This is a genomic window from Pseudomonas sp. BS3767, from assembly GCF_900099665.1.
Taxonomy (GTDB): domain Bacteria; phylum Pseudomonadota; class Gammaproteobacteria; order Pseudomonadales; family Pseudomonadaceae; genus Aquipseudomonas; species Aquipseudomonas cerasi.
In genome coordinates, this window is the sequence record NZ_FNCX01000001.1 from 1,044,379 (window position 1) to 1,067,826 (window position 23,448).

At 60.4% G+C, this 23,448-nt stretch carries 22 protein-coding genes; 4 read left to right on the forward strand and 18 right to left on the reverse strand.

Going from position 1 to position 23,448, the window contains the following annotated elements:
- Window positions 1-3 precede the first annotated feature (3 nt).
- Genes BLR16_RS04010 through BLR16_RS04020 form a run of 3 tightly spaced genes read right to left on the reverse strand, consistent with a single transcriptional unit; the run spans window position 4 to window position 2,972 of the window.
- Entirely contained in the window at window positions 4-849 is an 846-nt protein-coding gene (locus tag BLR16_RS04010; protein ID WP_003371878.1) for an amidohydrolase family protein, read from the reverse strand.
- A 55-nt stretch (window positions 850-904) separates the two neighbouring features.
- Entirely contained in the window at window positions 905-2,191 is a 1,287-nt protein-coding gene (locus tag BLR16_RS04015; RefSeq protein WP_074805986.1) for an MFS transporter, read from the reverse strand.
- A 49-nt stretch (window positions 2,192-2,240) separates the two neighbouring features.
- Window positions 2,241-2,972, reverse strand: coding sequence for a GntR family transcriptional regulator (locus BLR16_RS04020; RefSeq protein ID WP_003435951.1), 732 nt, complete (start codon window positions 2,970-2,972; stop codon window positions 2,241-2,243).
- Between the two features lie 262 nt (window positions 2,973-3,234).
- On the opposite strand from BLR16_RS04020, the gene BLR16_RS04025 reads away from it, so the two are divergent.
- Window positions 3,235-4,434 carry an MFS transporter gene (locus BLR16_RS04025; RefSeq protein WP_074805983.1) on the forward strand — a complete coding sequence of 400 codons (1,200 nt, stop codon included), beginning with the start codon at window positions 3,235-3,237 and terminating at the stop codon, window positions 4,432-4,434.
- A 6-nt stretch (window positions 4,435-4,440) separates the two neighbouring features.
- On the opposite strand, the gene BLR16_RS04030 is transcribed toward BLR16_RS04025, so the two are convergent.
- The 13 genes from BLR16_RS04030 to BLR16_RS04090 all read right to left on the reverse strand — a co-directional run bounded on the left by BLR16_RS04030 (window position 4,441) and on the right by BLR16_RS04090 (window position 15,627).
- Window positions 4,441-5,160 (reverse strand): alpha/beta hydrolase, encoded by a 720-nt coding sequence (locus BLR16_RS04030; RefSeq protein ID WP_074806503.1) that lies wholly within the window; start codon window positions 5,158-5,160, stop codon window positions 4,441-4,443.
- Between the two features lie 73 nt (window positions 5,161-5,233).
- Window positions 5,234-7,561, reverse strand: coding sequence for a type II secretion system secretin GspD (gene gspD / locus BLR16_RS04035; RefSeq protein WP_060707947.1), 2,328 nt, complete (start codon window positions 7,559-7,561; stop codon window positions 5,234-5,236).
- Window positions 7,561-8,091, reverse strand: coding sequence for a general secretion pathway protein GspN (locus tag BLR16_RS04040; protein WP_003371856.1), 531 nt, complete (start codon window positions 8,089-8,091; stop codon window positions 7,561-7,563). The genes gspD and BLR16_RS04040 overlap by 1 nt, the downstream gene beginning before the upstream one ends.
- Window positions 8,088-8,696, reverse strand: a complete 609-nt coding sequence (gene gspM, locus BLR16_RS04045) for a type II secretion system protein GspM (RefSeq protein WP_003371852.1) — start codon at window positions 8,694-8,696, stop codon at window positions 8,088-8,090. The genes BLR16_RS04040 and gspM overlap by 4 nt, the downstream gene beginning before the upstream one ends.
- A complete protein-coding gene (locus BLR16_RS04050; protein WP_017278748.1) occupies window positions 8,671-9,765 on the reverse strand; it encodes a type II secretion system protein GspL in 1,095 nt (364 codons plus the stop codon). Before BLR16_RS04050 ends, gspM begins: the two co-directional genes overlap by 26 nt.
- Window positions 9,762-10,496: a general secretion pathway protein GspK gene (locus BLR16_RS04055; protein ID WP_003435982.1), complete on the reverse strand. Its 735-nt coding sequence runs from the start codon at window positions 10,494-10,496 to the stop codon at window positions 9,762-9,764. The genes BLR16_RS04050 and BLR16_RS04055 overlap by 4 nt, the downstream gene beginning before the upstream one ends.
- Window positions 10,493-11,125 (reverse strand): prepilin-type N-terminal cleavage/methylation domain-containing protein, encoded by a 633-nt coding sequence (locus BLR16_RS04060; RefSeq protein ID WP_003371841.1) that lies wholly within the window; start codon window positions 11,123-11,125, stop codon window positions 10,493-10,495. Before BLR16_RS04060 ends, BLR16_RS04055 begins: the two co-directional genes overlap by 4 nt.
- On the reverse strand, window positions 11,122-11,493 hold the full coding sequence (locus BLR16_RS04065; RefSeq protein WP_003343408.1) for a type II secretion system protein: 372 nt from the start codon (window positions 11,491-11,493) through the stop codon (window positions 11,122-11,124). The genes BLR16_RS04060 and BLR16_RS04065 overlap by 4 nt, the downstream gene beginning before the upstream one ends.
- Window positions 11,493-11,927: a prepilin-type N-terminal cleavage/methylation domain-containing protein gene (locus tag BLR16_RS04070; protein WP_072366198.1), complete on the reverse strand. Its 435-nt coding sequence runs from the start codon at window positions 11,925-11,927 to the stop codon at window positions 11,493-11,495. The genes BLR16_RS04065 and BLR16_RS04070 overlap by 1 nt, the downstream gene beginning before the upstream one ends.
- An 8-nt stretch (window positions 11,928-11,935) precedes the next feature.
- A complete protein-coding gene (gene gspG / locus BLR16_RS04075; protein ID WP_003317918.1) occupies window positions 11,936-12,367 on the reverse strand; it encodes a type II secretion system major pseudopilin GspG in 432 nt (143 codons plus the stop codon).
- Window positions 12,368-12,392: 25 nt separating this feature from the next.
- On the reverse strand, window positions 12,393-13,595 hold the full coding sequence (gspF, locus tag BLR16_RS04080) for a type II secretion system inner membrane protein GspF (protein ID WP_092194110.1): 1,203 nt from the start codon (window positions 13,593-13,595) through the stop codon (window positions 12,393-12,395).
- Window positions 13,592-15,316: a type II secretion system ATPase GspE gene (gene gspE / locus BLR16_RS04085; RefSeq protein WP_046719248.1), complete on the reverse strand. Its 1,725-nt coding sequence runs from the start codon at window positions 15,314-15,316 to the stop codon at window positions 13,592-13,594. The genes gspF and gspE overlap by 4 nt, the downstream gene beginning before the upstream one ends.
- An 83-nt stretch (window positions 15,317-15,399) precedes the next feature.
- The gene (locus BLR16_RS04090) at window positions 15,400-15,627 is read right to left on the reverse strand and encodes a hypothetical protein (protein ID WP_003435985.1); all 228 of its coding nucleotides are present in this window, start codon (window positions 15,625-15,627) and stop codon (window positions 15,400-15,402) included.
- Between the two features lie 496 nt (window positions 15,628-16,123).
- On the opposite strand from BLR16_RS04090, the gene BLR16_RS04095 reads away from it, so the two are divergent.
- Window positions 16,124-18,865: a beta-glucosidase gene (locus BLR16_RS04095; protein WP_032609888.1), complete on the forward strand. Its 2,742-nt coding sequence runs from the start codon at window positions 16,124-16,126 to the stop codon at window positions 18,863-18,865.
- A 38-nt stretch (window positions 18,866-18,903) separates the two neighbouring features.
- On the opposite strand, the gene BLR16_RS04100 is transcribed toward BLR16_RS04095, so the two are convergent.
- Together BLR16_RS04100 and BLR16_RS04105 are read right to left on the reverse strand one after the other, a co-directional pair.
- Complete coding sequence (locus BLR16_RS04100) at window positions 18,904-19,548, reverse strand: TetR/AcrR family transcriptional regulator (RefSeq protein WP_003371827.1); 645 nt, start codon at window positions 19,546-19,548, stop codon at window positions 18,904-18,906.
- A 113-nt stretch (window positions 19,549-19,661) separates the two neighbouring features.
- Complete coding sequence (locus BLR16_RS04105) at window positions 19,662-20,201, reverse strand: GNAT family N-acetyltransferase (RefSeq protein ID WP_003371825.1); 540 nt, start codon at window positions 20,199-20,201, stop codon at window positions 19,662-19,664.
- A gap of 103 nt (window positions 20,202-20,304) precedes the next feature.
- Between BLR16_RS04105 and BLR16_RS04110 the strand changes: the two genes are divergently transcribed.
- On the forward strand, window positions 20,305-21,195 hold the full coding sequence (locus BLR16_RS04110) for a LysR family transcriptional regulator (protein ID WP_046719246.1): 891 nt from the start codon (window positions 20,305-20,307) through the stop codon (window positions 21,193-21,195).
- Between the two features lie 262 nt (window positions 21,196-21,457).
- A complete protein-coding gene (locus tag BLR16_RS04115) occupies window positions 21,458-23,041 on the forward strand; it encodes an aldehyde dehydrogenase (NADP(+)) (RefSeq protein WP_003371818.1) in 1,584 nt (527 codons plus the stop codon).
- The last annotated feature ends 407 nt before the right edge of the window (window positions 23,042-23,448 follow it).

A 23,448-nucleotide genomic window follows, 5' to 3' on the forward strand; every position in this document is an offset into this window, starting at 1 on the left:
AGGTCAGATTTCCACCGGCAGGAAATCGAACAGTGCCTGCGGGGCCTCGACCAACATAATGCGCTTGAGCGGGTCAGGGCATTCGAGCGCGCGGAACTGCTCGACCACACCGGTGTAGCTGACCGCGTGCTCATGCTGGGTGTGCGGCCAGTCGCTGCCCCATACCAGTCGGCGCGGCCCAAAGCTTTGCAGCAGCAAAGGCCATGCAGCGCGAGCAAACGTCGCGTTCTGCTCGACACTGCCGCCCAAACGATAGATTGCCGAAATCTTCATCCACAGCTGCCCGCTCAGGCCCAATTCCAGCAAGGCCTGGAACGCCGGATCGTCAACGCCAAGACGCGCATCGGGCCGCCCGAAATGATCAATCACCAGCTTGCAGCCAAACGGCAGCAACTGCCGGATCAGCGCCGGCAGGTCAGCGACCTCGCGGTGCAGTTCGACATGCCAGCCGAGCGTCCAGATGTGCTTGAACAGCGTCTTCCATTCCGGCGCGGCGAAGTCTGGCAGCGGCTTGCCGATCAGGTTCAGGCGAATGCCGACAATGCCCAGCCCGGCCATACGCTGTAACGCACCGCGACTGATGTCCGTGTCGACCACCGCCACGCCGCGCAACCGGTCAGGAGCCTGCGCCAGGGCGTCGAGCAGAAACCGGTTGTCAGTGCCCAGAAAACTGGGCTGGACCAATACGCCGTGGCTCAGGCCGTGTTCGCTCAGGTTGGCCAGATAGGCGTGCACCGTTGCGTCATAGTCCGGGCTGTAACGTCGTCCTGACGCCAGGCTCAAATCCTTGCTGAAGACATGCGCGTGGGCATCGATGCCCAGTATGGGCGTGGTACAGGAATCAGTCATGGGATCGTCTACAAAAAGTCAATGCGGCGCCGCAACACCGCGAATGAAAGGATTTTCAAGCCTGCTGCGCTGCGTCCTTGTCCAGTGGCTCGGCAATCGGCGGCATGGCCTCAAGGTTGCGCCCACGGGTTTCCGGCAGACAGAAAGCGGCGATCATTGCCACGCCGTAAGCAATGCCAGCGTCGATTCCGATGGCGCTGCCGAGCGACATTGACTGGCTCATATGCCCCACCAGAAACGGAAACACCGCCGACAGCACGCGCCCGAAGTTGTAGCAGAAGCCCACCCCGGCACCCCGCACCTCTGCCGGGTACAGCTCGTTGAAAAACGAACCGAGGCTGGCCGGAATGCCTGCGGCGAAGAAACCCAGCGGAAAGCCGAGAAACAGCATCTGCGTGTTGCTCAACAGCAGCATCAGGTAGCACTGCACGGTGACTACGCAGCACAAGGCGAACAGTATGATGTTCTTGCGTCGACCAATCCGGTCGATCAACAGACCGCTGCACACGCAACCGCACCAGAACGCAACGATAATGACCGCCAGATAGCCGCCGGAACTGAGCACAGAGAGGTTGCGCTCGGTTTTGAGAAAGGTCGGCAACCAGGTCATGACCGCGTGATAACCGCCATGCGCACCAAGCCCCAACAAACCGCCGAGCAAGGTAACGCGCAGCAGCTCGGGGCGAAAAATCCCGGACATCGACTTGAAGAAATTGCCCTTCGGCGCTGCGCTTTTCTGCATGCGCTGAAAGCTGTCCGGTTCTTCGACGTTGCGCCGCACCCAGATGATCATCAGGGCCGGCAGCAGGCCGACAAAGAACATCACCCGCCAGGCAATATCGTCCGGTACAAACGAATAAATCAGGGTGAACAGCACCACCGCCAGGCCCCAGCCTACGGCCCACGCACTTTGCACGGTGGCCATGACCTTGCCGCGGTAGCGGGACTGGATGGTCTCGGCCATCAGCACCGCGCCTGCCGCCCACTCACCACCGATGCCAAAGCCCTGCAGTGCCTTGACGATCAGCAACTGGTTGAAACCGGTCACGAACGCAGACAAAAAGGTAAAGAACGAAAACCACAGGATCATCCACTGCAGCGTGCGCACCCGGCCATAGCGGTCGGACAGCGTCCCGCCCACCCAACCTCCCAACGCTGACGTCACCAGTGTTACCGCGCTGATCAGCCCTGCATCGCCCTTGGTCAGGGCAAACGCAGCAATCAGGGCCGGAATGGCCAGACCGAACATCTGCACTTCCAGCGCGTCCAGCGACCAGCCGCCAAAACAGGCCCAGAAAGTCTTGCGTTCTTTGGGGGTGACGTCGCGATACCAGTTGAACATGGCTTTTATCCTTAAAGACGTTGAACGGCTCGGGCAGACTGCAGCGCTGTCAGCGAATTTCCACGCTGTAGCGGAAATGACTGGCGTGCCCTCGCGAGCGGCGCCATTCCAGAGGCTCACCGGCGTAGTTGCGCGCCAGGCGTTCGATGACCACCACCGCACTGCCGACCGGAATCTGCAGCAACCGGCCGTATACGTCGTTGACCGTCTCGGCCGTCAGGCTTTCTTGCGCACAGGCGACCACCTGACCGCAGACGTCTTCGTAGATCGGATAAAGCAATGGCCCCTGCGTATCGAGGTCAAGCTCCAGCAATGCCTGAAACCGCGCACGTGGCAGCCAGATCTCCTCGGCCAGCACCGGCTGGCCATCCAGCAACCGCAAGCGGACCATACGAATCACCGGCGCACCTGCGCCCATCCCCAGCGCCTGAGCGACCGACGAAGGCGCGTCCACAGGCTCGACGGACAAAATCCGGCTTTCCGGCACCCGGCGTTCACCCGCTTCGGTTTGAAAACGGAAAAAACGAAACAGCGAAGACTGAAACTGCGCACGACGAATGAACGTGCCACGCCCCTGCTGGCGCTCCAGAATGTTGTCGCTGACCAGCAGATCAATGGCCTTGCGTACCGTACCGGTGGACAGGCCATACTCTGCAGACAACGCCGCTTCGGTAGGAATCGCCTCACCCGGACGCCAGCGATTATTGGCAATCTGCTCCGCCAGGCTGTCGCGCAGGCGTTGGTAAAGTGGTAGACGTTCGTCGCTGGAAAGCTTGTTCATTATTTTATTCATCCAGTCATCTATATGAATTTTTGAAAAGAGTATTCATCCGTGGCAAGCGAAGGTCAATAGTCCGCGAGCGTGCGTGACTATACCGACACATCGCAGTGCTTCGCCGATCATCATTCCCGGAAATATCCTGTATCAACTCGCCGCACCTACTTAATCGCCGACAAAACCGTTAGCCTGCGCTGCATCGATCAAAAACCGTCTGACAGACACGTTTCCAGTGTTTGACAGTCCCTGCTCAAGCGAGATTTTCATGCCCCACTCGTCCCAATCCGCGCATAACGCTGTGACCATGACACCGGCCATGGTCATGCTGTTTGCCTTCTGCTGCGGCGCAATTGTCGCCAACATCTACTACGCCCAGCCGATCATCGAGCTGATTGCCCCGGACATCGGGCTGTCGAGCACGGCGGCCAGTCTGATCGTTTCGTTGACGCAGATCGGTTACGCACTGGGGCTGTTTTTTCTGGTGCCGCTGGGTGATTTGCTGGAGAACCGCAGGCTGATGCTGGTAACGACTGTCGTCGCGATTCTCAGCCTGCTGGGTGCCGCTTTCGCCGAGCAGCCGAATGTGTTTTTGCTGGTTTCGCTGCTGGTGGGCTTCAGTTCGGTGTCGGTGCAGATGCTCATTCCGCTGGCGGCGCATCTGGCTCCGGAGGAGTCGCGTGGGCGGGTCGTTGGCGGGATCATGGGCGGACTGCTGTTGGGGATTCTGTTGGCGCGGCCGATTGCCAGTTTGGTGGCTGACCATTTCGGCTGGCGGGCGGTGTTCGGCTCGGCGGCCGTGGTGATGATCGGCATCAGCGTGGTACTGGCGACCACCATGCCAAAACGCCTTCCGGATCATCGTGCGACCTACGGACAATTGCTGTTCTCGCTATGGACTCTTCTTCGTACCCAGCCGGTGCTGCGCCAGCGTGCCTTTTATCAAGCGTGCATGTTCGCGACCTTCAGCCTGTTCTGGACCGCCGTCCCGCTGGAGTTGTCGCGCAATCACGGGCTGTCGCAAACCCAGATCGCGATCTTTGCCCTGATCGGCGCGATCGGTGCCATTGCGGCGCCCATCAGCGGCCGTCTGGCAGACGCCGGCTACACCCGCATCGCCTCACTGGGCGCACTGCTGTTCGGCGCACTCAGCTTTCTTCCAGGCCTGGTCCACCCTGCCTACAGCGTGATTGGCCTGGCCATAACGGGCGTAGTGCTGGATTTCTGCGTACAGACCAGCATGGTCCTGGGTCAGCGCACGGTCTACGCGCTGGATGCCGCCAGCCGCAGCCGGCTTAACGCGCTGTACATGACCAGCATTTTCATCGGCGGCGCGATTGGCTCAGCGGTGGCCAGTCCGTTGTTTGATCATGGCGGCTGGAGCTGGGTGCTGATCGCAGGCACGGCGCTGCCGCTGATTGCGCTGCTGGCGTTTCTAAGGGACCGCTCGAAGCAAGCTAACGGCTAATGATCCTTAACGGTTTGACTGTTTCAACCAAGCCGCCAGATCCATCACTTCAGCCTCGTTGATGCTGTGCCCCATGCCGTCATAGGCATGCAACTGCGGCGTCAGGCCGAGCGATTTCAACGTCGCTTCGGCTTGCGGTGCGCTGGCATAGGCCACCTGGCGATCCTGCGTGCCGTGGCCGATGAATACGCTCAGAGCCTTGAGGTCGTCGGAGGCTTTGACCTCGGACTTCACGACCGGCAGCAGCCGCCCGCTCAATGCTGCAAAACCGCCGACCAGTTTTGGCTGTCGCAGCGCGACTTCGTAACTCATCATGGCGCCCTGGCTGAAACCGATCAGGAAGACCTTGCCTGGCTGGGTATGAAACTTCTCAGTGGCTTTGCCGATGAACGCAGCCAACCGGGTACCGCTGCTTTTCAAGTCTTCAGTCACACCGTCGTAATCCGCGACGCCGGGCTTCTGGGTGAACCATTTGTAGCTGTCAGCGCGCAACTCCATCGGCGCCTGTACCGACACGTAGTTGTAGTCGGCCGGAAGCTCTTCCTTGAGCCCGAACAGGTCGGCCGCATTGCTGCCGTAACCGTGGATGAAAATCACCAGCGGCTGGTCGGGCTTGTCGACATTGGTCTGCGCCAGGTAATCCAGTGGCAGATCGGTGTGCAAGGTGTCCTGCGCCTGTGCCATTGCGGTAAAGGCGAACAGCAAGGCAGCGAAGAATTTCAGCATGTTCATGACCTCTGTTTGACGCTGCCAACGGGCAGCGTCGTGAGTGGGCGTGGTGGCGGAAGCCAGCACAGCGTCAGTTCTGCATGCTGGTCCGCGAAACTTCCGGCTTGATCAACTGCATCTGCTGACGGTAATCATCCGTCACCTGACGTGCCTGGCTGCTGCTGGTGATGACTCGCGGCGTGATCAGCACGATCAGTTCGGTACGGTCCTTGGACTTGCTGGTGTTGCCGAACAGCCATCTCAAACCCGGGATGCGTCCCAGATAAGGTACGGCGCTGACCGACTCGGCGTTATCCTGCTTGATCAAACCGCCCAGCAGCACGGTCTGACCACTCTGCGCGGCCACTTGCGTGGCCACCGAACGGGTGGAAATACGCGGATTGCCGTTGGCATCGTTGTTGTTGGCATTGGTGTCGGCACTGCTGACCTGCTGCTGAATGTCCATGTACACCAGGCCGCCCGGATTGATACGTGGCACGACATCGAGAATCACACCGGTCTGCACATATTCGACGCTGCTCAATGTGGTGTCGGTGGAGGTGTTGGTGTTGATCGAGGTCTGGCTGATCGGGATGTTGTCGCCGACCTGAATCTGCGCCTGCTGGTTGTTCATCACCACCAGCGAAGGTGCCGACAGAACCTGGGTGCGGCCATTGGTTTCCAGCGCCCGCAAGGCGACTTGCAGGTTGTTGCTGACGAAGGAATAGAAGAACGCGTCAGTGGAGGCCAGCGCAGCCCCGCCAGTACCAATCGCCCCCTGACTGCCTGAAGTGTTGGTCACGTTGCCGGTCGTACCCGAGTTGCCCGCCAGACGCCCCAGGTACCACTGCACACCCATGTCCAGCTCGCCCGTGAGCTGAACTTCCAGAATGCGCGTTTCGATCTGCACTTGCAGCGGCGGATTATCGAGGCGTTTGATGGCCGACTCGATCTCCTTCCACTGCGCCGGACGGGTGCGCACCAGCAACTGGTTGCTGCTCTTCTGCGCAGTGATGCGCGTGCTGGCGTCCAGAGACTTGTTGTTGCCGCCAGACCCGCTGCCGTCCTGACTGGCCGAATCCGAATCGCCGCCGCTCTGATCGTCGCCTTCCGATTCGCTGTCGCTATTGGTCTGGCTGTTGTTCATGCCCTGACTGTTGCCAAAACCTCCGCCATTGCTCAGGCCGCTGCCAGTGCTGCCCAGGCCGTTGGAGCTGCTCATGCCGCCGACACCGCTGCCGCCACTGGAGTTGAGCGATGACAAGGTGGTGGTGCGCAGGCCCGGTGCAACCTTGGCCGCAGCGTCTTCCTTGATGGCACCCGTACCGTAGATCTGCCGCAGGTATCTGGCCAGATCAGTGGCCTTCATGTTGCGCACGTCATACACGTACATCTGCGGCTCGTTGCCACCACCTTCATCGATGGTGTGAATCCACTCGCCGACCTCGTGCAGGTATTCAGGCTGCGAGGAAATCGCCACCACCGAGTTGGTCCGCTCGATCGGCAGGAAACGCACCATGCCCGCCAGCGGCATGCCGCTTTCCGGGCCGAACATTTTCTGCAGCTCGGGCATCAGCTCGCCGACCGAGGCGCGTTGCAGGCCGAAAACACCGACCGACATGCCTTTGAGCCAGTCCACATCGAAGGTGTCGATGGTGTCCTGATAGTTGGCCAGCTCTTCCGGCGTACCCGCCAGGCTGAGTACGTTGCGCGCCGGATCGACCAGCAGGAAGGCGTTTTCCCGGGCGAACGGCTTGAGCAGCTTCTGCATTTCCGTCGCCGAGATGTAGCGCAGCGGAAACAGCCGCGCCGACATGCCTGCCGAAGGTTGCGCGACGCGCATTTCCGGGACCAGCTTGCCCGCCACCGCCTGATTGGACGGCAGAATCACATAGCGGTTGCCCTGCTTGATCATCGCGTTGTCGGTCCAGGACAGCAGTGTCTCGAGAATCGACAGCGCCTGCTGTTTGTTGACCGGCTTGGACGTCGAGAAGCTCACATCGCCTTTAACACCTTGGGCAATGCTGTAGTTCTCGTGCAGCAGATCGCCCATGATGCTGTTGATCACCGCCTGAATCGGCTGGTTGGTGAAGTTGAAGACGATGTCACCGGTCTCGGCCTGACGCGCTGCCGGAGCTGCGGCGGGCTGCCGGATGAAACGCTGGTTGCCTTTGATGATCTGCCGCTGCGGCGAGCTGGTCGCCTGCTGGGAAGGTGGCTCGACGGGCGGTCTTTCGCTGCGCGGGTCTACCGGCGGGCGTTGTGAACCGGTTCCCTGGAGCGCTTCCTGCAGCATGCCATTGTCGGGATCGAGTGTGTCTGACTGTGACGCGCAGCCGCCAAGGGCGACGGCGGTGGCCAGGCAAAGCAAGGGTGTGCGCAAGGTAGCGATGGCAGGAACTCCAGAAAAGGTACCCATCACAGGGTGGAATCGTTGGTTAAGGTAATCGGCGGTGTATTCGACGGCGGCGGCAGACGCAGCGCGGGCAGGCGCAGGACTTGCGAGCGGTCATCAAGTTTGAACGTGGCCTGGGTGGGCTCCAGACGGTCCAGCGTCCAGCCGTTGGGCAAGCGATCGCCCTGACGGACTTTCAATGCCGGACCGCTGGCCTGCTTGAGCAATGCCACGCGCAACGAGCCGTCCATGATTACCCCGGTCAGGGTCAGGCCAGCCAGATTGGTGGCCTGCGCATCGGCTTTGCGAACGGCCACGTCAGGGCTGCGATCAGGACTGAACAGCGGGGTTTTCCAGGTATTGGCGAGGCTGTCGAGTGTCGCCGAAGGCGCGCTGTGGACCTGCGCCCTCTGATCGACCGGGTCGCGCGGTGCCTGCTCGGGCAGCCAGTCCGGTGAGTGCGCGGCGCCGCTGACAACCAATGCGATCAAGGCTGCCAGGACTGCGGCGAAAGCCAGCAGTGCCCACTCCAGCGGACGCAGTGAACCGATCATTGCTCGCCCTCGGCACTGGCCGGTTGCAGGTAGCCACGCACCAGCAGGTGCACCACCAGTTTGCCGGCAGCACCGCTGGCCGGAGCGTTGGCGTCGCGACGCATACTCATCTCATCAATAAACAAAAACGGGCGCTGATACTCCAGCGCATGCAGGATCGCAGTCAATGGTTCGATGGCGCAGTTCAGGGTCAGGCTGACCTTGACCTGCCGATACGGCTCGGCGCTGTCCTGCTCCGGGGTGATCGGCATGCGCTGGGTCAACTCGCAGCCACCGCCGGTGCTGGCCTGGCTGCTGATCAGGTCGGCAATGCGTTGCATCAGATCAGCGGCCACGGCACTGGGATCTTCGCCCGGCAGGAGGCTGGTGCTGCTGGCCGGATCACGACGCGCCTGCTCCAGTTGCTCGCGCAACGAGCCGCCCTGCTGCAGAAGGCCAGCGTAGCGCTGCTGCTGTTCGCGCAGCTGGTCGGTCTGTTCGTTGATGTCACGCAGTGGACCGGCGAACCAGCTGTCTATCAGCAACCAGTAAGCCAGGCACAACACCAGAGCCAGAATCATCAGGGCAGCGCCCCGCCGCTCACGGCTTGTCAGTGGACGGCGCATCGGCGTTCTCCTGCTGCTGGTTCTGGTGCAAATGCGCGCGCAGGGAATACTGATCCTTGCCGGTTTTGGTGTCGGGCTGGATCACCCCCTGAAACTGCGCATTATCCAGACTTCGGCAGTCCTTGACGCGGCCGATCAGCGCACTGGCCTTGGCGCTCTGCCCTGAAAAGGCCACCTCGGCACTGTCGCTGATTTCCAGGTGCTCGATCCAGGTGTCCGAAGGCAAGCAGGCGGTCAGCTCGCTGAGCAGCGCCGAAAGCGGCGGTTGAGCAGCCTTGCGGCGCAACAGGTAGTTGGCAGCGCCCAGAGTGTTGGTCAATTGCTGGCGCAGTTGTTGTACCTCGCCAACCTGAGCCTTCTGCGCCTTGACGCTGGCCTGCATGTCATCGAGCAGGCTCTGGCGGTCGTTCAGCCACAGTAACATGGCGCTCAGCAGCAGGCCGGCACATAGCCAGATCAGCCCGCGCTGCAAGCGATGGCCGGAGCGCGACTGTTGCGGGCGCAACGGCATCGGCAGCAGATCGACACCCATGCGCTGCCCTGTAGTCAGGTTGTCAGCGCCCACATCAGTGCCCACATCGACAGCATCGGGACGCAACCCACGCTCGGCGCACTCACGGAGTATCGCGTCCAGCCGCTCGCGCAGTATTGCCACCAGCGTGACCTGCACAAAGCTGGCGCTGCGACTGTCCTGACGGGCCACGAAGTACAACTGCCCAGCGTCAAATGGCGTGAAACGGTCAAGCTCGTAGCCGACCACAGTCGACAGATTGCGTGCCGCAGCCGCAGGAAGCTGCAAGGTCTGCAACAGCACAGCCGACGGCGGCAGCAGCAACACCCGCCGCACCTGAGGCGATGCATCGGGCAGCGGCTCGACCAACGGCCAGACAAGCGTCTGCTCCACGGTCTCGCGGCCCAGCCATCGACGCACACGCGGCGGCAGGCAGGCGCGAAGCTCCGTCACCCACCACTGCCAGGCGTGTTGCGCCGGACTGCCACGCCACTGCCGGGCGACCTGTTCGCGTAACGCATAAACAGGCGCCAGACGTGCAGAAACTGATGAATTCATTCTTGCCAACGCAACACCCTGTAGGGCTGTGCGCCTCCCTCCGATGGGCTCAATAAAACAGTGGTCTGTAACAGGGCGGTCACACCGCCCGGTCGTTCTGCGCGCGTGTCGATGGCCAGTACCTCACCGGGATCGGCCCCGACCGCGCTCTGGTTCGGCAGGTTCAAGGCCCGGCGCAGCAACGCCGAAGCGAATGCCGGGTCGGGCCGATCCAGACCGCTCCATAATGTTATTTCCGGCAACAACCGGGCATACAGCGCCTGGCTCATGCCCGGCAGTTGGCGAACTTCCTCTACCACCCGCAACGGTGACTGACCGCCATTGCGCTGCGACTCCAGCACCTGGGCGATACCGCTGGCCTGATTCTTAGCCGCGCCACAGGCCTGCAGCAGACGCGATATATCAGCAACCGGTGCGCTGTTGAGGTCCAGCTTGCCGCGCTCGCTTCTGATGCTCACCAACAGTTGCGTGTCATCCATCCGTAACGAGACCACACGCCCGTCGGCAATCCAGCGTTTGCGCTGTTCAGGATCGAGCAAGCCCTGTACAGCCATATTCATGCCAGCTTCGGCAGCCATCAGCGCTTGGGTATTTTGCCGTAACCAGAGCGACTGCCGGCTCTCCAATTGCACCCACCCGGCCAGCCCGCCGAGCAACAGGCTCAGCAGTGCCAGCACCCAGAGCACCACCAGCAGCGCAACACCGCGCTGCGATTGGCCGGTCACATTCATTCGCCGCCCGCCCCGCCGGACAGGTCCAGACGCAAGGCCACCACTTCAGAGACCCATTTCACCGCGCCATGGGTCTGCATATCGATGCGCACCGCGCCCGGCAAGCGATTCGGCCAGGGCCATTCGGCCATCCAGCCGGTCGGCTTGCCCTTGGGCGTCAGCCCGCGATAACTGAACGTCAACGACTCGACGTTTTGCAGCAATACCTGAGGCTCACCCCAGGGTTTGAGGGCAATGCCATTCGCACTGGACAGAACCTGAGCGAACGACACTTGCAAAGACCGATGGTCTTGCGGCCCCTTGAGCTCCAGACTGTGAACCTGGATACCGCCGCCTAGCTCGCCCGGCAGCGTTGCGACAAACCGCAACTGCTGCGCCGAGCCTTCAAAAAAACCGCTGTTGACGTCATCTTCACCAGACGTGTCCAACGGCAGCGCCTGAGCGATCGAGCTACGCAGAAACGCTTGCGCGGCGCGGATCTCGTCCAGGTTAACGGTGTAGCGCTCAGCCTTGAGCACGGCACGATTGGCGCCCAGCAACGCCCCGGCAACCAGTACCAGCAACACGCCGAGCAGGCTTATCACCAGCAGCACTTCCAGCAGCGTGAAGCCACGCTGGGTACGCATCATGACCCCGCACCGCTGACAGCGCCGCGTAATTTAAACGTGCTGAACTGCGCCTTGCGCTGATGTTCACTGAGCATCAGGTCGAGGCGAAACATCCTCGCCTGACCATTGGCACCCGGCAACTGACGGATATCCAGTGTCCAGTCGATGCCTGCGAGTTCGCCCTTTCGCGTACCGTTTTCCAGCGGACCGGCGCTTTCCTGATCCATTATCGTGCGTGCCGCATGGCTCAGCCGATCACTGCGCGACACCTGCTGCAAGGAGCGCGCGCTTTGCCCGAACGCCACCAGCAGAACACCGCTGCACACCGCCATGACGGTCAGTGCAGCAAGCATTTCCAGCAGGGTGAACCCCGACTGCGATGTTTTCATTAAAGCGTCCGGACCTGGACGCTGCCGGTCAGCCAGCCAATATCAATACGCCAGCGCCGGTCGCCGTCAGCGACCACCACGTTGCCACCGCTGGAGCCGCCGTCCGGATAGAACTCCACAGCGGAGCCAAGATCGGACGCAGTCTGCATGGTCACGCGCAGGTTTTCCGGCCAGTGCATCTCGCGCTTGCCCGGCGCCTTGAAGGTCGCCTTGCGCAGGTTGAACTCGGTGCGCGCCGGCTGACCGGTCACAATTGCACGCACTCTGGTTGCCCGCAGCGCTTCGACCATGTCACCGACCGCGCGCCGTTCACTGGCGGTACTCAAACCCTGTTGCAGACCGAAACCCACCAGACCGACAGCGATGCTCATCAACACCAGCACCACCAGCATTTCCATGAGGGTAAAACCCCGGCTTGCGACAGGCGTTCTCATGCCGAGCTTTACTCCCAGTTGCCCAGGTCGGCGCTGTAGCCTTCGCCGCCCGGCTGACCGTCCTGGCCGTAGAAGATCAGGTCGAAGCTGCCGTGCTGGCCCGGGAAGCGGTAGCCGAATGCATGACCGAACGGGTCCTTGAGGTCCGAAGGCTTGGCATAAGGGCCGTTCCAGTTCGACGCATTGCCCGGTTTCTCAGTCAATTGCTGCAAGGTTTTGGGCGGCGAACCAACGTCCAGCGCGTAGCTTTCGATCTTCATGCCCAGGCTGGCCAACTGAGCCTTGCCTGCGCCGTATTTGCCCTTGTCGACGTTGCCGCCCACCTGACGTACGACGATGGTCGCAACGATGCCCAGCAATACGATAACGGCGAGCATTTCCAGCAACGTGAAACCGCCCTGTCGACGTGCGGGTTTGAAACGTGTACGGCTAAAAGTCATCGGAATGGTTTCCTCTTTCATGAATTCAGATATTGCTGGTCAGACTCATCAGCGGCAGCATGATGGCCAGCATGATCACCGCGACCATGCCCGCCATCACCACCGTCAGCGCCGGTACGAGCGCGGCCAGCATGCGGTCGATACCGCGCTTGGCCTCGACGTCGAACACATCGGCGACCTTCATCAGCATGGTGTCCAGTTCGCCTGCCTGTTCGCCGACCTCGATCATTTGCAGCGCCAGATCCGGCAACAACGGCTGCGCGCCAAACGCGCTGGCCAGCGTGCCGCCACCCTTGACCGATTCGGCCGCCTGCTCGACCTGCGCTTGCAGGGCACGATTGGTGCAGACCTGGCGAGCGATCACCAGCGCCTGCAACAACGCCACGCCATTGGTCAAAAGCGTACCGAGGGTTCGAGTCAGGCGTGCTGCCTCGATGCGTTGCAACAAAGGACCGATCACCCGAATGCCCAGCAATCGGCGGTCACGGCGCTCGCGACGCTGCGGGTCGCGCATGCGAATGGCCATGCCCCAGATCAATGCGATCAGGCCCGCCAGCACAGCCAGCCCGTAGTCGCTCAAAAACTGTCCGAGGTTGAGAATGACCTCGGTGATCAATGGAATCGGCACGCCCAGATCCTTGAAGATCGGTACGAATTGCGGCACGACATAGGCCAGCAACAGGGCCAGAGAACCCAATACGCTTACCACCAGAAAGGCCGGATAGATCAGCGCGTTGATCACTTCGCCACGCAGCAACTGGCTACGCTCCAGGTAATCGCTCAACTGGCGCAGCGTGCTTTCCAGTGCGCCACCGGCTTCACCGGCGCGAACCATGCTTATATAGAGGGGCGAAAACTGGCTACCCTCTTCCTCGAGCGCCACGGACAGCGGCTTGCCAGCCTTGACCTGTTCGCGAATGCGCTCGATCAACGCCTTGGTCTGCGGTTGTCCAGGCTGTTTGAGCAGAATTCCAAGCGATCGTTCCAACGGCTGCCCCGCGCCGAGCAGCGTTGCGAGCTGCTGGGTGAAGCTGACCAGCGCCGCGCCATTGAGCAAGCCGCTGCCCAGCGCACGGCGCAAACCGCCCATACCGGCGGCATCGACCTGCAAGACCATCAGGCCACGCTTCTGCAACGCGGCAATGGCGGCATCCTGATCGCGGGCTTCCAGAGTGCCATTCTGCGGCGCGCCCTGAGCATCCAGCGCTCGGTACTTGAACAGACTCATGTGCCTTCACCGCGGGTGACGCGCAGCACTTCTTCCAGCGAAGTCACCCCGGCCACGGCCTGACGCAGACCTTCTTCATGCAATGTGCGCAAGCCGCCACGTCGGGCAGCCTCTTCCAGCGTCGAAGCGTCGGCATGACGCATCAAAAGACTGCGCAGTTCTTCGTTCATCACCAGCAGTTCAGTGATTGCACTGCGCCCGCGATAGCCACCGCCGGGCGCATCGGCACGCGGGCGATACAGACGGATGGGGCGCTCGTCAGTGAAGCGCTCCAGCCCGTGTTCGGCGATCAACTCCGGTGGCGCATCAAAGGCTTCCCGGGTTGCAGGATCGAGGCGACGGACCAGGCGCTGAGCCAGAATCCCGTTGACCGTGGACGCGATCAGGTAGCTTTCAACGCCCATGTCCAGCAAGCGGGTAATACTCGCCGCCGCGCTGTTGGTGTGCAGGGTCGAGAGCACCAGGTGACCGGTCAATGAGGACTGGATGGCAATACGGCAGGTTTCCAGGTCGCGCATCTCACCGATCATGATGACATCCGGGTCCTGACGCACGATAGAGCGCAGCGCTCCGGCGAAATCCAGCCCGATGGATGGCTTGACCTGAATCTGGTTGATACCTTCGAGCTGATACTCGACCGGATCCTCAACGGTGATGATCTTGCGCTCGGCCGTATTGAGCCGTGACAGCGCGGTGTACAGCGTGGTGGTCTTGCCAGAACCGGTCGGCCCGGTGACCAGCAGAATGCCGTGCGGACGCTCCAGCACGTCGAGAAATTCGTCCAGCCGTTCGCCATCGAAACCCAGGCTCGGGAAATCGAAGTTGATGGTCTGCCGGTCCAGCAGACGCATGACCACCGATTCGCCAAAGCTGGTGGGCACTGTCGATACCCGCAGGTCCAGCTCCTTGCCCTGGATGCGCAGCATGATCCGGCCATCCTGCGGCAGACGACGCTCGGCGATGTCCAGCCGCGCCATGATCTTCACTCGGGAAATCACCGCGGCCGAAGAACTGGACGGCGGTGCTTCGGCTTCGTGCAAGACACCGTCGATGCGATAGCGCACCTTCAACTGGCTCTCGAAGGGCTCGATATGGATGTCGGACGCACGTTGTTCGACCGCGCGTTGCAGGATCAGATTGACCAGACGAATGACCGGCGCTTCGGAAGCCAGGTCCTTGAGGTGCTCAATGTCTTCCAGCGAGCCGCCCTCTTCATCCAGGTTTTCGATCAAGGTGCCCATCGCCGAGCGGCCCTGACCGTAGTAGCGTTCGATGAGGGTCTCGACTTCGTTGCGCGGGCCGATGGAAAGTCGCACGGGCACCTCGCAGGCATAGGCGATGGCCTGAAACGGGTACAGCGTGCCGGGGTTGGCACTGAGCACTTGCAGGCCTTGATCGCTCCAGCCGACTGGCACGACTTGATAGTGGCGCATGAAGCGTTCGGTCAGCGGCGGCAGAGGATCCAACAGTGGCGGCACGGCATCGGCGAGCAACAACGGCGCCTGCAGCAATGCCGCCCATGCGCGGGCCAGTTCGAATTCGGAAACCAGGCCCAGACGCGTCAGCAGCCCGAGCAACTCAGTGCCTTCCGACTCCTGCTGCAAACGTTGCGCGCGCTCCAGATCGGCCGTTTTCAGACCAGCATTTTCTATCAGCCAGGCACAAACCTGCTGGGCATCCGGAATGAGCAGACTGGAAACATCGACGGGAGCTGACGGCATGAATGAGGGCATTTTGCTACTTCGGAGGGACATATTACAGCACTCTCCGACTGGAGAGTGCTGCGCTCAAAGGCTTCAAACGATCAGTTTGACTGCTTTTGAGTGGTTGCGTTCTGCGGGCGACCACCTTTTGTCGTTTCGGTCTTCTGGTTTTGCGCCTTCTGCGCTGCCTTGGCGTCCTGGGTCTGGGTCATCACGGTCTCGTCGCTGGCACCGGAAGTCGCGTCTGCGTCTGTCGCGTCGTCAGCAAAGACCGCACCACTCAGGGCAAGACCCAACACCACACCGGCACTCATCATGGAAAACTTCATCGTATTAACTCCTCGAAAAACAAAAAGAGCCCCGCAAAAAAAGCGGGGCAGTTGTAGAAACCGGGCAAGAACTAGCGCACAGCAAACGTCGCAACTTGCGAGCTGTCTTTCTTCGTCCTGAAAAATCTTAAACCCATCGACCAGTAGGTTTAACAAGAGTTCCTCATTTGTAAAGAAAAAATACGAAATCGAAGAAAAATACGCTTTTATTTGACATTTATGCCTTGTTTTAGACTTAATTGTACCGTTTTGTAGATTCAAAACGCCACTACGTGATGTCACTTTAGTGGCGCACCACAAGTAAAAAAAGAAACGCCAAACAAAACTAATACGGCAACTAAGGAGTCCTAACTCGCGCCCTGACAACAGGGAATAAACGCGACGGCGGGAAACTGTTGCCGAAAGAAAAAGTTGGCGGAAAGCGGTAAATAAGAACGCAATGATCCTGCGCACGTGCGCAGGCAGACAGTTATTTGAAACGCAGTTGGAGAGCAATATGAACAAGCGAAAGATGATAGGCGCGCACTCGGCGCTGGCCTTGCTGGCATTGGCAGTATCCCAGGTGCACGCCGCTGACCCTACCGTGCAACAAGGGCGTGAAGATCGCGCCGAAAAAGCCGCACAGAAAACCCTGGCCAAAATGACCATGGAAGAAAAGCTGGCCTACATCGGCGGCACCGGCGGCTGGGACGTCAAGCCGCTGACCAACTACGGCATTCCGCAGATCCACGGCGCTGACGGCGGTGTCGGCGTGCGCTACACCAGCGAAGGCAACGATCAGGGTGTTGTTTACCCGTCCGGTCCTAACCTGGCCGCCACCTTCAACCCACGTCGTGCCATCGACCTCGGCCGCGCGCTGGGTTATGACACTGCCGTCGGCGGCTACCAGTTCATCACTGGTCCCGGCGTCAATTTGTATCGCATGCCGTACGGCGGCCGTGCGTTCGAATACCTCTCCGGTGAAGACCCGTTCCTCGGCGCCAGCCTGGCACCAGGCGTCATCAACGGTATCCAGTCTCGTGGTGTATGGGCCAACGCCAAGCACTACGCGGCCAACGATCAGGAAAGCAACCGCTTCAATCTGAACCAGACAATGCCAGAGCGCGTTCTGCGCGAAATGTCGCTGCCTGCGTTCGAATCGTCGTCGAAAAACGGCAATGTGGCGATGATGATGTGTGCCTTCCAGAAGGTGAACGGTGATTTCGCCTGCGAAAGCGACCACCTGATCGCCCAGATCCTGAAGAAGGAATGGGGCTTCAAAGGCTTCGTACAGAGCGACTACAACGCTGTCGTTCACGGTTTCAACGCTGCCCGCGCCGGTACCGATCTGGACATGATGGGCTACCAGATGAACAGCTCCGTGCTGAAGCCACATCTGGACGCCGGCGACCTGAGCGCTGCGACCATCGACGACAAGGTCCGCCGCATCCTCAAGCAGATCTACCTGTACAAGTTCGACAGCAAGACGCCGCTGACCACGCACAACATGAACAGCTCGACCAGCAACAAGGTTGCTCTGAACGCTGCGCGTGAAGGTATCGTCCTGCTGAAAAACCAGGACAATCTGCTGCCGCTGGACAAGCAGAAAGTCAAGAAAATCGCCGTAGTCGGCACCCTGGCCAAGTACTCGCCACCGACCGGTTTCGGCAGCGCCAACGTTATGGCCAGCCATTACGTCAGCGAATTGAGCGGCCTGCAACAAATCGCGCCTAACGCCAAGGTCGACTTCATCGAAGGCCTGTCGCTGGACCCAAGCACCAGTGCCTGGACCACTACCGACGCAACGGGCAATGAAGTTCAGGGCATGAAGGTCGAGTACTTCAGCAACACCAACTGGTCTGGTGATGCAGCGGTCACCCGCACCGAGAAGCATGTTGACCTGGACTGGGCCAACGACAAGAACCTGCCGTTCGAAAGCAACACGTCGACGTCCGATCCGTACACCAGCAAAGGTTCGACCGCTGGCGAACTGAACGGCGATACATCGTCGACGTCGATTCGCTACACCGGCAAGGTCACCCCAACCCAGAGCGGCGAGCAGGTGTTCAAGGTGCGTGCCGACGGCGCCGTGCGTCTGTGGGTCAACGGCAAGAAAATCATCGACAACGGTGACGGCAAGCCGCTTCCGGGCAACAGCATTCCGCCAACCATTCCAGAGTTCGCCAAGATCAATCTGGAAGCAGGCCAGTCTTACGACGTGAAGCTCGAGTACTCGCGTCGTGCCGGCTACCTGTCGACCATGGGCGGCCTGGTAGGTGTGCAGTTGAGCTCCGCTTCGCTGAACGCTCCTCAGGACCTGTCCGGTTATGACGCCGTCGTGGTTGCCGTGGGTAACAGCAACGAATACGAAGGTGAAGGTTTCGACCACAGCTTCGATCTGCCTGAGTTCCAGAACGAGCTGATCCAGAACATCGCCAAGGTCAACCCCAATACCGTGGTGACCATGTATGGCGGTACGGGTCTGAAGATGAGCGACTGGATCGAACAGGTTCCAGCAGCGCTGCACGCTTTCTACCCAGGTCAGAACGGTGGTCAGGCCCTGGCCGAGATCCTGTTCGGCAAGGTCAACCCGTCGGGCAAGTTGCCGATCAGTATCGAACGCAACATCGAAGACAACCCGGCTTACGCTTCCTTCCCGAAATTCGACAATCAGAACACTCTGACCGAAATGGATTACAAGGATGACCTGCTGCTGGGTTATCGCGGATACGAGAAGAAAGGCATCAAGCCGCTCTACCCGTTCGGCTACGGTCTGTCGTACACCACGTTCGGCTACAGCAACATCAAGGTCACGCCAGGTGTCGCGGTCGGCAATACGCCGATCAAGGTGTCCTTCGACCTGAGCAACACTGGCAAGGTCGGTGGTTCGGAAGTCGCTCAGCTGTACGTTGGCCAGCAGAACCCGAAAGTCGAGCGTCCTATCAAGGAACTCAAAGGCTACAAGAAGGTGTTCCTCAAGCCGGGTGAAAGCAAGCGTGTGACCATCGAGTTGAATGACCGCTCGCTGGCCTACTTTGACGAGAAGAGCAAGCAGTGGGTGGTCGATGCCGACACCTTCAACATCTCGCTCGGTTCGTCGTCGCAGGACATCCGCCTGAACGCCAAGCTGGTCAACTCGTTCCGTCAGGAACTGTCGACCACCACCAGCAACCCGCTGCCACGCTCCGCTCTGAACTCGGTTCTGGTCGAGAAACCACCGGTCAAGACCGGCGGTGTATTCAAGCAGACCGTCGAGTAAGCATTAGCTGACTGAAGGGTAAACGGACAAATAAAGGCTCAGGGACGAGCCCTTACCGCTGCATCGACCTGCGCAATGTAGGTATCGAAACACTCGACCAGGTCCACCTGATCGGGAAAGCGTAACCACTGAATCTGCAAACCATCCATCATCGCCAGAATCTGCCGGATGATCTTGTCCAGATCCACATCCGCACGTACCTCCCCGCGTTCCACCAAGGCCGAAAACTGTCCCAGCAAGTGCGCGTGAATGCGCTCGTAGCGCGTCTGGAACCATTCAAAGGCAGGCTGGTTTTCCAGCAGACTTTCCGCATTGAGGATCGAAAACGCACGTACCACGCCGGGCGCCGTAGCGTTGGAGCGGTTGATCGCGCGCAAGCCGCCGAGCAGACCGGTCAGGGTGTTATCGGTGCGGACTTCAGCAGCAATTCGGCCGTTGACCTCATCGCGTCGCTCCAGCACGCCCATCAGCAGCGAGATCTTGCTCGGAAAATGGTGCAGCAGTCCGGCGACGGAAATACCGACGATGGCTGCCACCTTGGCCACTGAAGCGCCGGTGTAGCCTTCAAGGGAAAACACTTGCAGGGCCGCATCGAGCAGTTCTTCCCGGCGCTTCTCGCCCTTTGGCGCGCGTCGCTGTCGAGTGACTGCCGTGCCCTTTTCCGTGGGGTCATGCCGAGTCATATCAGGCTCCTTCTTGAACAGCCGCGTACCCTAACGATTCAGGCAAGCGCTGGCAACGCTATTGAGCCAGATTGTTCGACAATTTAATTTTGTACAGCAGAGCCATGGCAGGGTCAGGTGCGCTCCACTGGAACACTGGCCCAGCCCTCGCCCAGCATGCGCTGCATCAGTACCGTGTCTACCCAGCGGCCATGCTTGAAACCGACCGATTCGAACACGCCGACCCGGCGAAAGCCAAGACGCTCATGCAGGCGCAACGAAGCGATATTCTGGCTATTGCCGATAACCGCAATCATCTGCCGCCAGCCGCCCGCTTCACAGTGCTGCACCAGGGCGCTCAACAGCGCCTGGCCGATCCCCTGACCGCCGAGTCCGTCGCGCACGTACACCGAATCCTCCACGGTAAAGCGGTAGCCTGGGCGAGGTCGATACGGCGTGACATAGCCATAGCCGACAATTTCTCCGGCGCGCTCGGCGACCAGATACGGCAAGCCTTTGGCGAGGACCATGCGACGACGCTGCAGCAATTCGGCCAGATCGGGCGGCTCCAGCTCGAAGCTGGAAATCCCGTGCAGCACATGGTCAGCGTAAATCGCCTGCACGGCGGGCATGTCATCGTCGCGGGCGTCACGCAGGTCAAGGGTTGAAGTCATGTCCAGGCTCTGTACGAATGTGTGTGAAGGCCGTAATGATGCAGCCCGTCACAGCATTAAAAAAGCTATGATTTGTCATCCACAGTATAAGAAATACTTTGTCATGCGTCGGCTGAACCTCAATCACCTGCACACATTTTCGCTGGTCATCGCCCATGGCAGTTTTTCCGCGGCGGCAGAGCGTTTGCACCTGACCCAGCCAGCGGTCAGCCTGCACGTGCGACAACTGGAAGATCAACTGAAGCTGCAACTGATAGAAAGGGTTGGCAAACGCCTCAAACCCACCTCCGCAGGCAATGTACTGCTGGAGCATATCGCGCGCATCGATGCCGTGGTCGAAGACGCCCTGCAGGCGCTGTCCAGCCATGCCAGCGGCATTGCCGGGAAAGTCGCCATCGGCACCGGCGCAACAGCCTGCATCCATCTGCTGCCGCCCATGTTGCAGGCGCTGCGTCGGCGCTTCCCCGAACTGGATGTGCGCGTCAGCACCGGCAACACCGACGGCATCCTCAAGGCGGTCGAAGAAAACCTTCTGGACCTGGCACTGGTCACCCTGCCCGCCTCCGGCCGCAGCCTGCACATCACACCGCTGCTCGAAGATGAGTTCGTGGCGATTTTCGCCAGCAGCCAGCGACCGATGCCGGCACACATGACCCCGGAGCGCCTCAGCGCACAGCCACTGGTCGTATTCGAAGCAGGCAGCAGCACGCGCCTGCTGATCGATGAATGGTTCCTGCACGCAGGGATTCGGGTAAAACCGGTCATGGAACTGGGCAGCATCGAAGCGATCAAGGAAATGGTCGCTGCAGGCCTGGGCTACAGCATCGTGCCGCGGATGGCCGTTGCTGCGCTGCACCATCGCCGCGGCTTGCAAATGCTGCCCCTGGCCACAGCGCTGAGTCGCACATTGGGAATTGCCTTGCGCCAGGACAAACCGGTCAGCAAGGCCCTGCGTCAGGTGCTGGATGCATTGCAAGACCTTAAAAGGTCATGAACGCGCGCCACGATAGGACCTGACTGCGCTCATGCACTGTAAAAGGTAAAGGCACTCGGCCTGGCAAATAAGGTCGACAGTTGCACAGGCAGCGAATCAGGTTGTACGATGACTGCCCACTGATAACTGAAAAAATGATGGCTGGCCTGCTTTTAGACGCCCCATCACTGACAATCTGTAAAGCAACTCGGCAACCCATAAGGAGCGCCGGTCCGGATACCTTCCCTGCCGACCTCCAACCTCAAAACAACAGGAGATACCGATGCCTAACATTCTCGGCCAGAACTTCATCGCTGGCGGCCGCAGCGCTTTGGGCCAGAGCCTGCAAAAAAGCCTGGATGCCACCACCGGTGAAGAGCTGCCTTACAGCTTTCATCAGGCCACCGACGGCGAAATCGACGCCGCGGCACTGGCTGCCAAGGCTGCATTCCCGGAATATCGTCAACTGAGCCCGGCCCGTCGCGCCGACTTCCTCGACGCCATTGCTGATGAGCTTGACGGCCTGGGCGATGACTTCGTCGCCATCGTCTGCCAGGAAACCGCCCTGCCCCAGGCGCGCATTCAGGGTGAGCGCGGTCGCACCAGTGGCCAGATGCGTCTGTTTTCCAAGGTTCTGCGTCGCGGTGATTTCGTCGGTGCCCGTATCGACCTGGCGCTGCCGGATCGCAAGCCGCTGCCACGCGTCGACCTGCGCCAGTACCGCATCGGCGTGGGCCCGGTTGCCGTGTTCGGGGCGAGCAACTTCCCGCTGGCGTTTTCCACTGCGGGCGGTGATACCGCAGCGGCACTGGCCGCCGGTTGCCCGGTGGTGTTCAAGGCGCACAGCGGTCACATGGCGACTGCCGATCTGGTGGCCAGCGCCATCATTCGCGCTGCCGAGCGTACGCAGATGCCGAAAGGCGTGTTCAACATGATCTTCGGCAACGGCGTCGGCGAAGGTCTGGTCAAGCACCCGGCCATCCAGGCGGTCGGTTTCACCGGCTCGCTGAACGGCGGTAACGCCCTGTGCAAAATGGCCGCCGAGCGTCCACAACCCATTCCGGTGTTTGCCGAAATGTCCAGTATCAACCCGGTCGTGCTGCTGCCAGGCGCCTTGCAGGCACGTGGTGAAACCGTGGCCAAGGAGCTTGCCGGCTCGGTGGTCATGGGTGCCGGCCAGTTCTGCACCAATCCCGGCGTGGTCATCGGCTTGCGTTCTCCGGCGTTCTCGACATTCATCGAGCAACTGACCGAACAGATGGGCAGTCAGGCTCCGCAGACCATGCTCAACGCGGGTGGCCTGCGCAGCTATAGCAAGGGTGTGGAACATCTTCTGGCGCATCCTGGCGTGACACATCTGGCCGGCAAGCCTCAGGAAGGCAAGCAGGCTCAGGCGCAGTTGTTCAAGGCTGACGTCAGCCTGCTGCTGGACGGCGATCAGTTATTGCAAGAGGAAGTCTTCGGCCCGACCACGCTGCTGATCGAAGTCGCTGACGATGCGCAGTTGAAGGACGCGCTGCAAGCCTTGCGTGGTCAGCTGACTGCGACGGTGATCGGCGAGCCTGCGGACTTGAGCCAGTACAGCTGGCTGCAACCGATTCTCGAAGAGAAAGTCGGGCGCATTCTGTTCAACGGCTACCCGACCGGTGTCGAGGTCTGTGAAGCCATGGTTCACGGCGGTCCGTATCCGGCAACTTCGGACGCGCGCGGTACTTCGGTGGGCACCCTCGCCATCGACCGTTTCCTGCGCCCGGTCTGCTATCAGAACCTGGCGGACAGCCAGTTGCCACCCGCGTTGCAGAACGCCAACCCGCTGGGCCTGCGTCGTCTGGTCAATGGCGAATGGAGCGATCAGCCTGTCGCTTGATAGCCGTCGGTTGAACCCGCAGCAAAGCAGCGCGACCTGATCAGGGTCGCGCTTTTTTTTGGAAAATATTTCTTTTTTGTGCCCGAATTCGCTTACAGCGGACCGGTTTTGTACCCGGACGACAGCACCATAGAAGTGCAAAACATGGGCTGTTCATAAAATAACCACACAGCTGTAAGCCACGTGTAACAAGGGTTTCAAAAAGTTACCCACAGACATACCCACGATTTCCGTGGACAACTTTTCATCGATTTCGGACCTTAAAAACCCTGAGCAGTGCAAGCGTAAATTTTTGACGGGTGCCTGCAATCCCGGTGTGATGGCATCTGTAATGGCCCACGAGGTCGCCTGACATAACCTTATGCACGTTTGGCGGTTGATTCGACAGGCTGTCCATAGTGAGATAG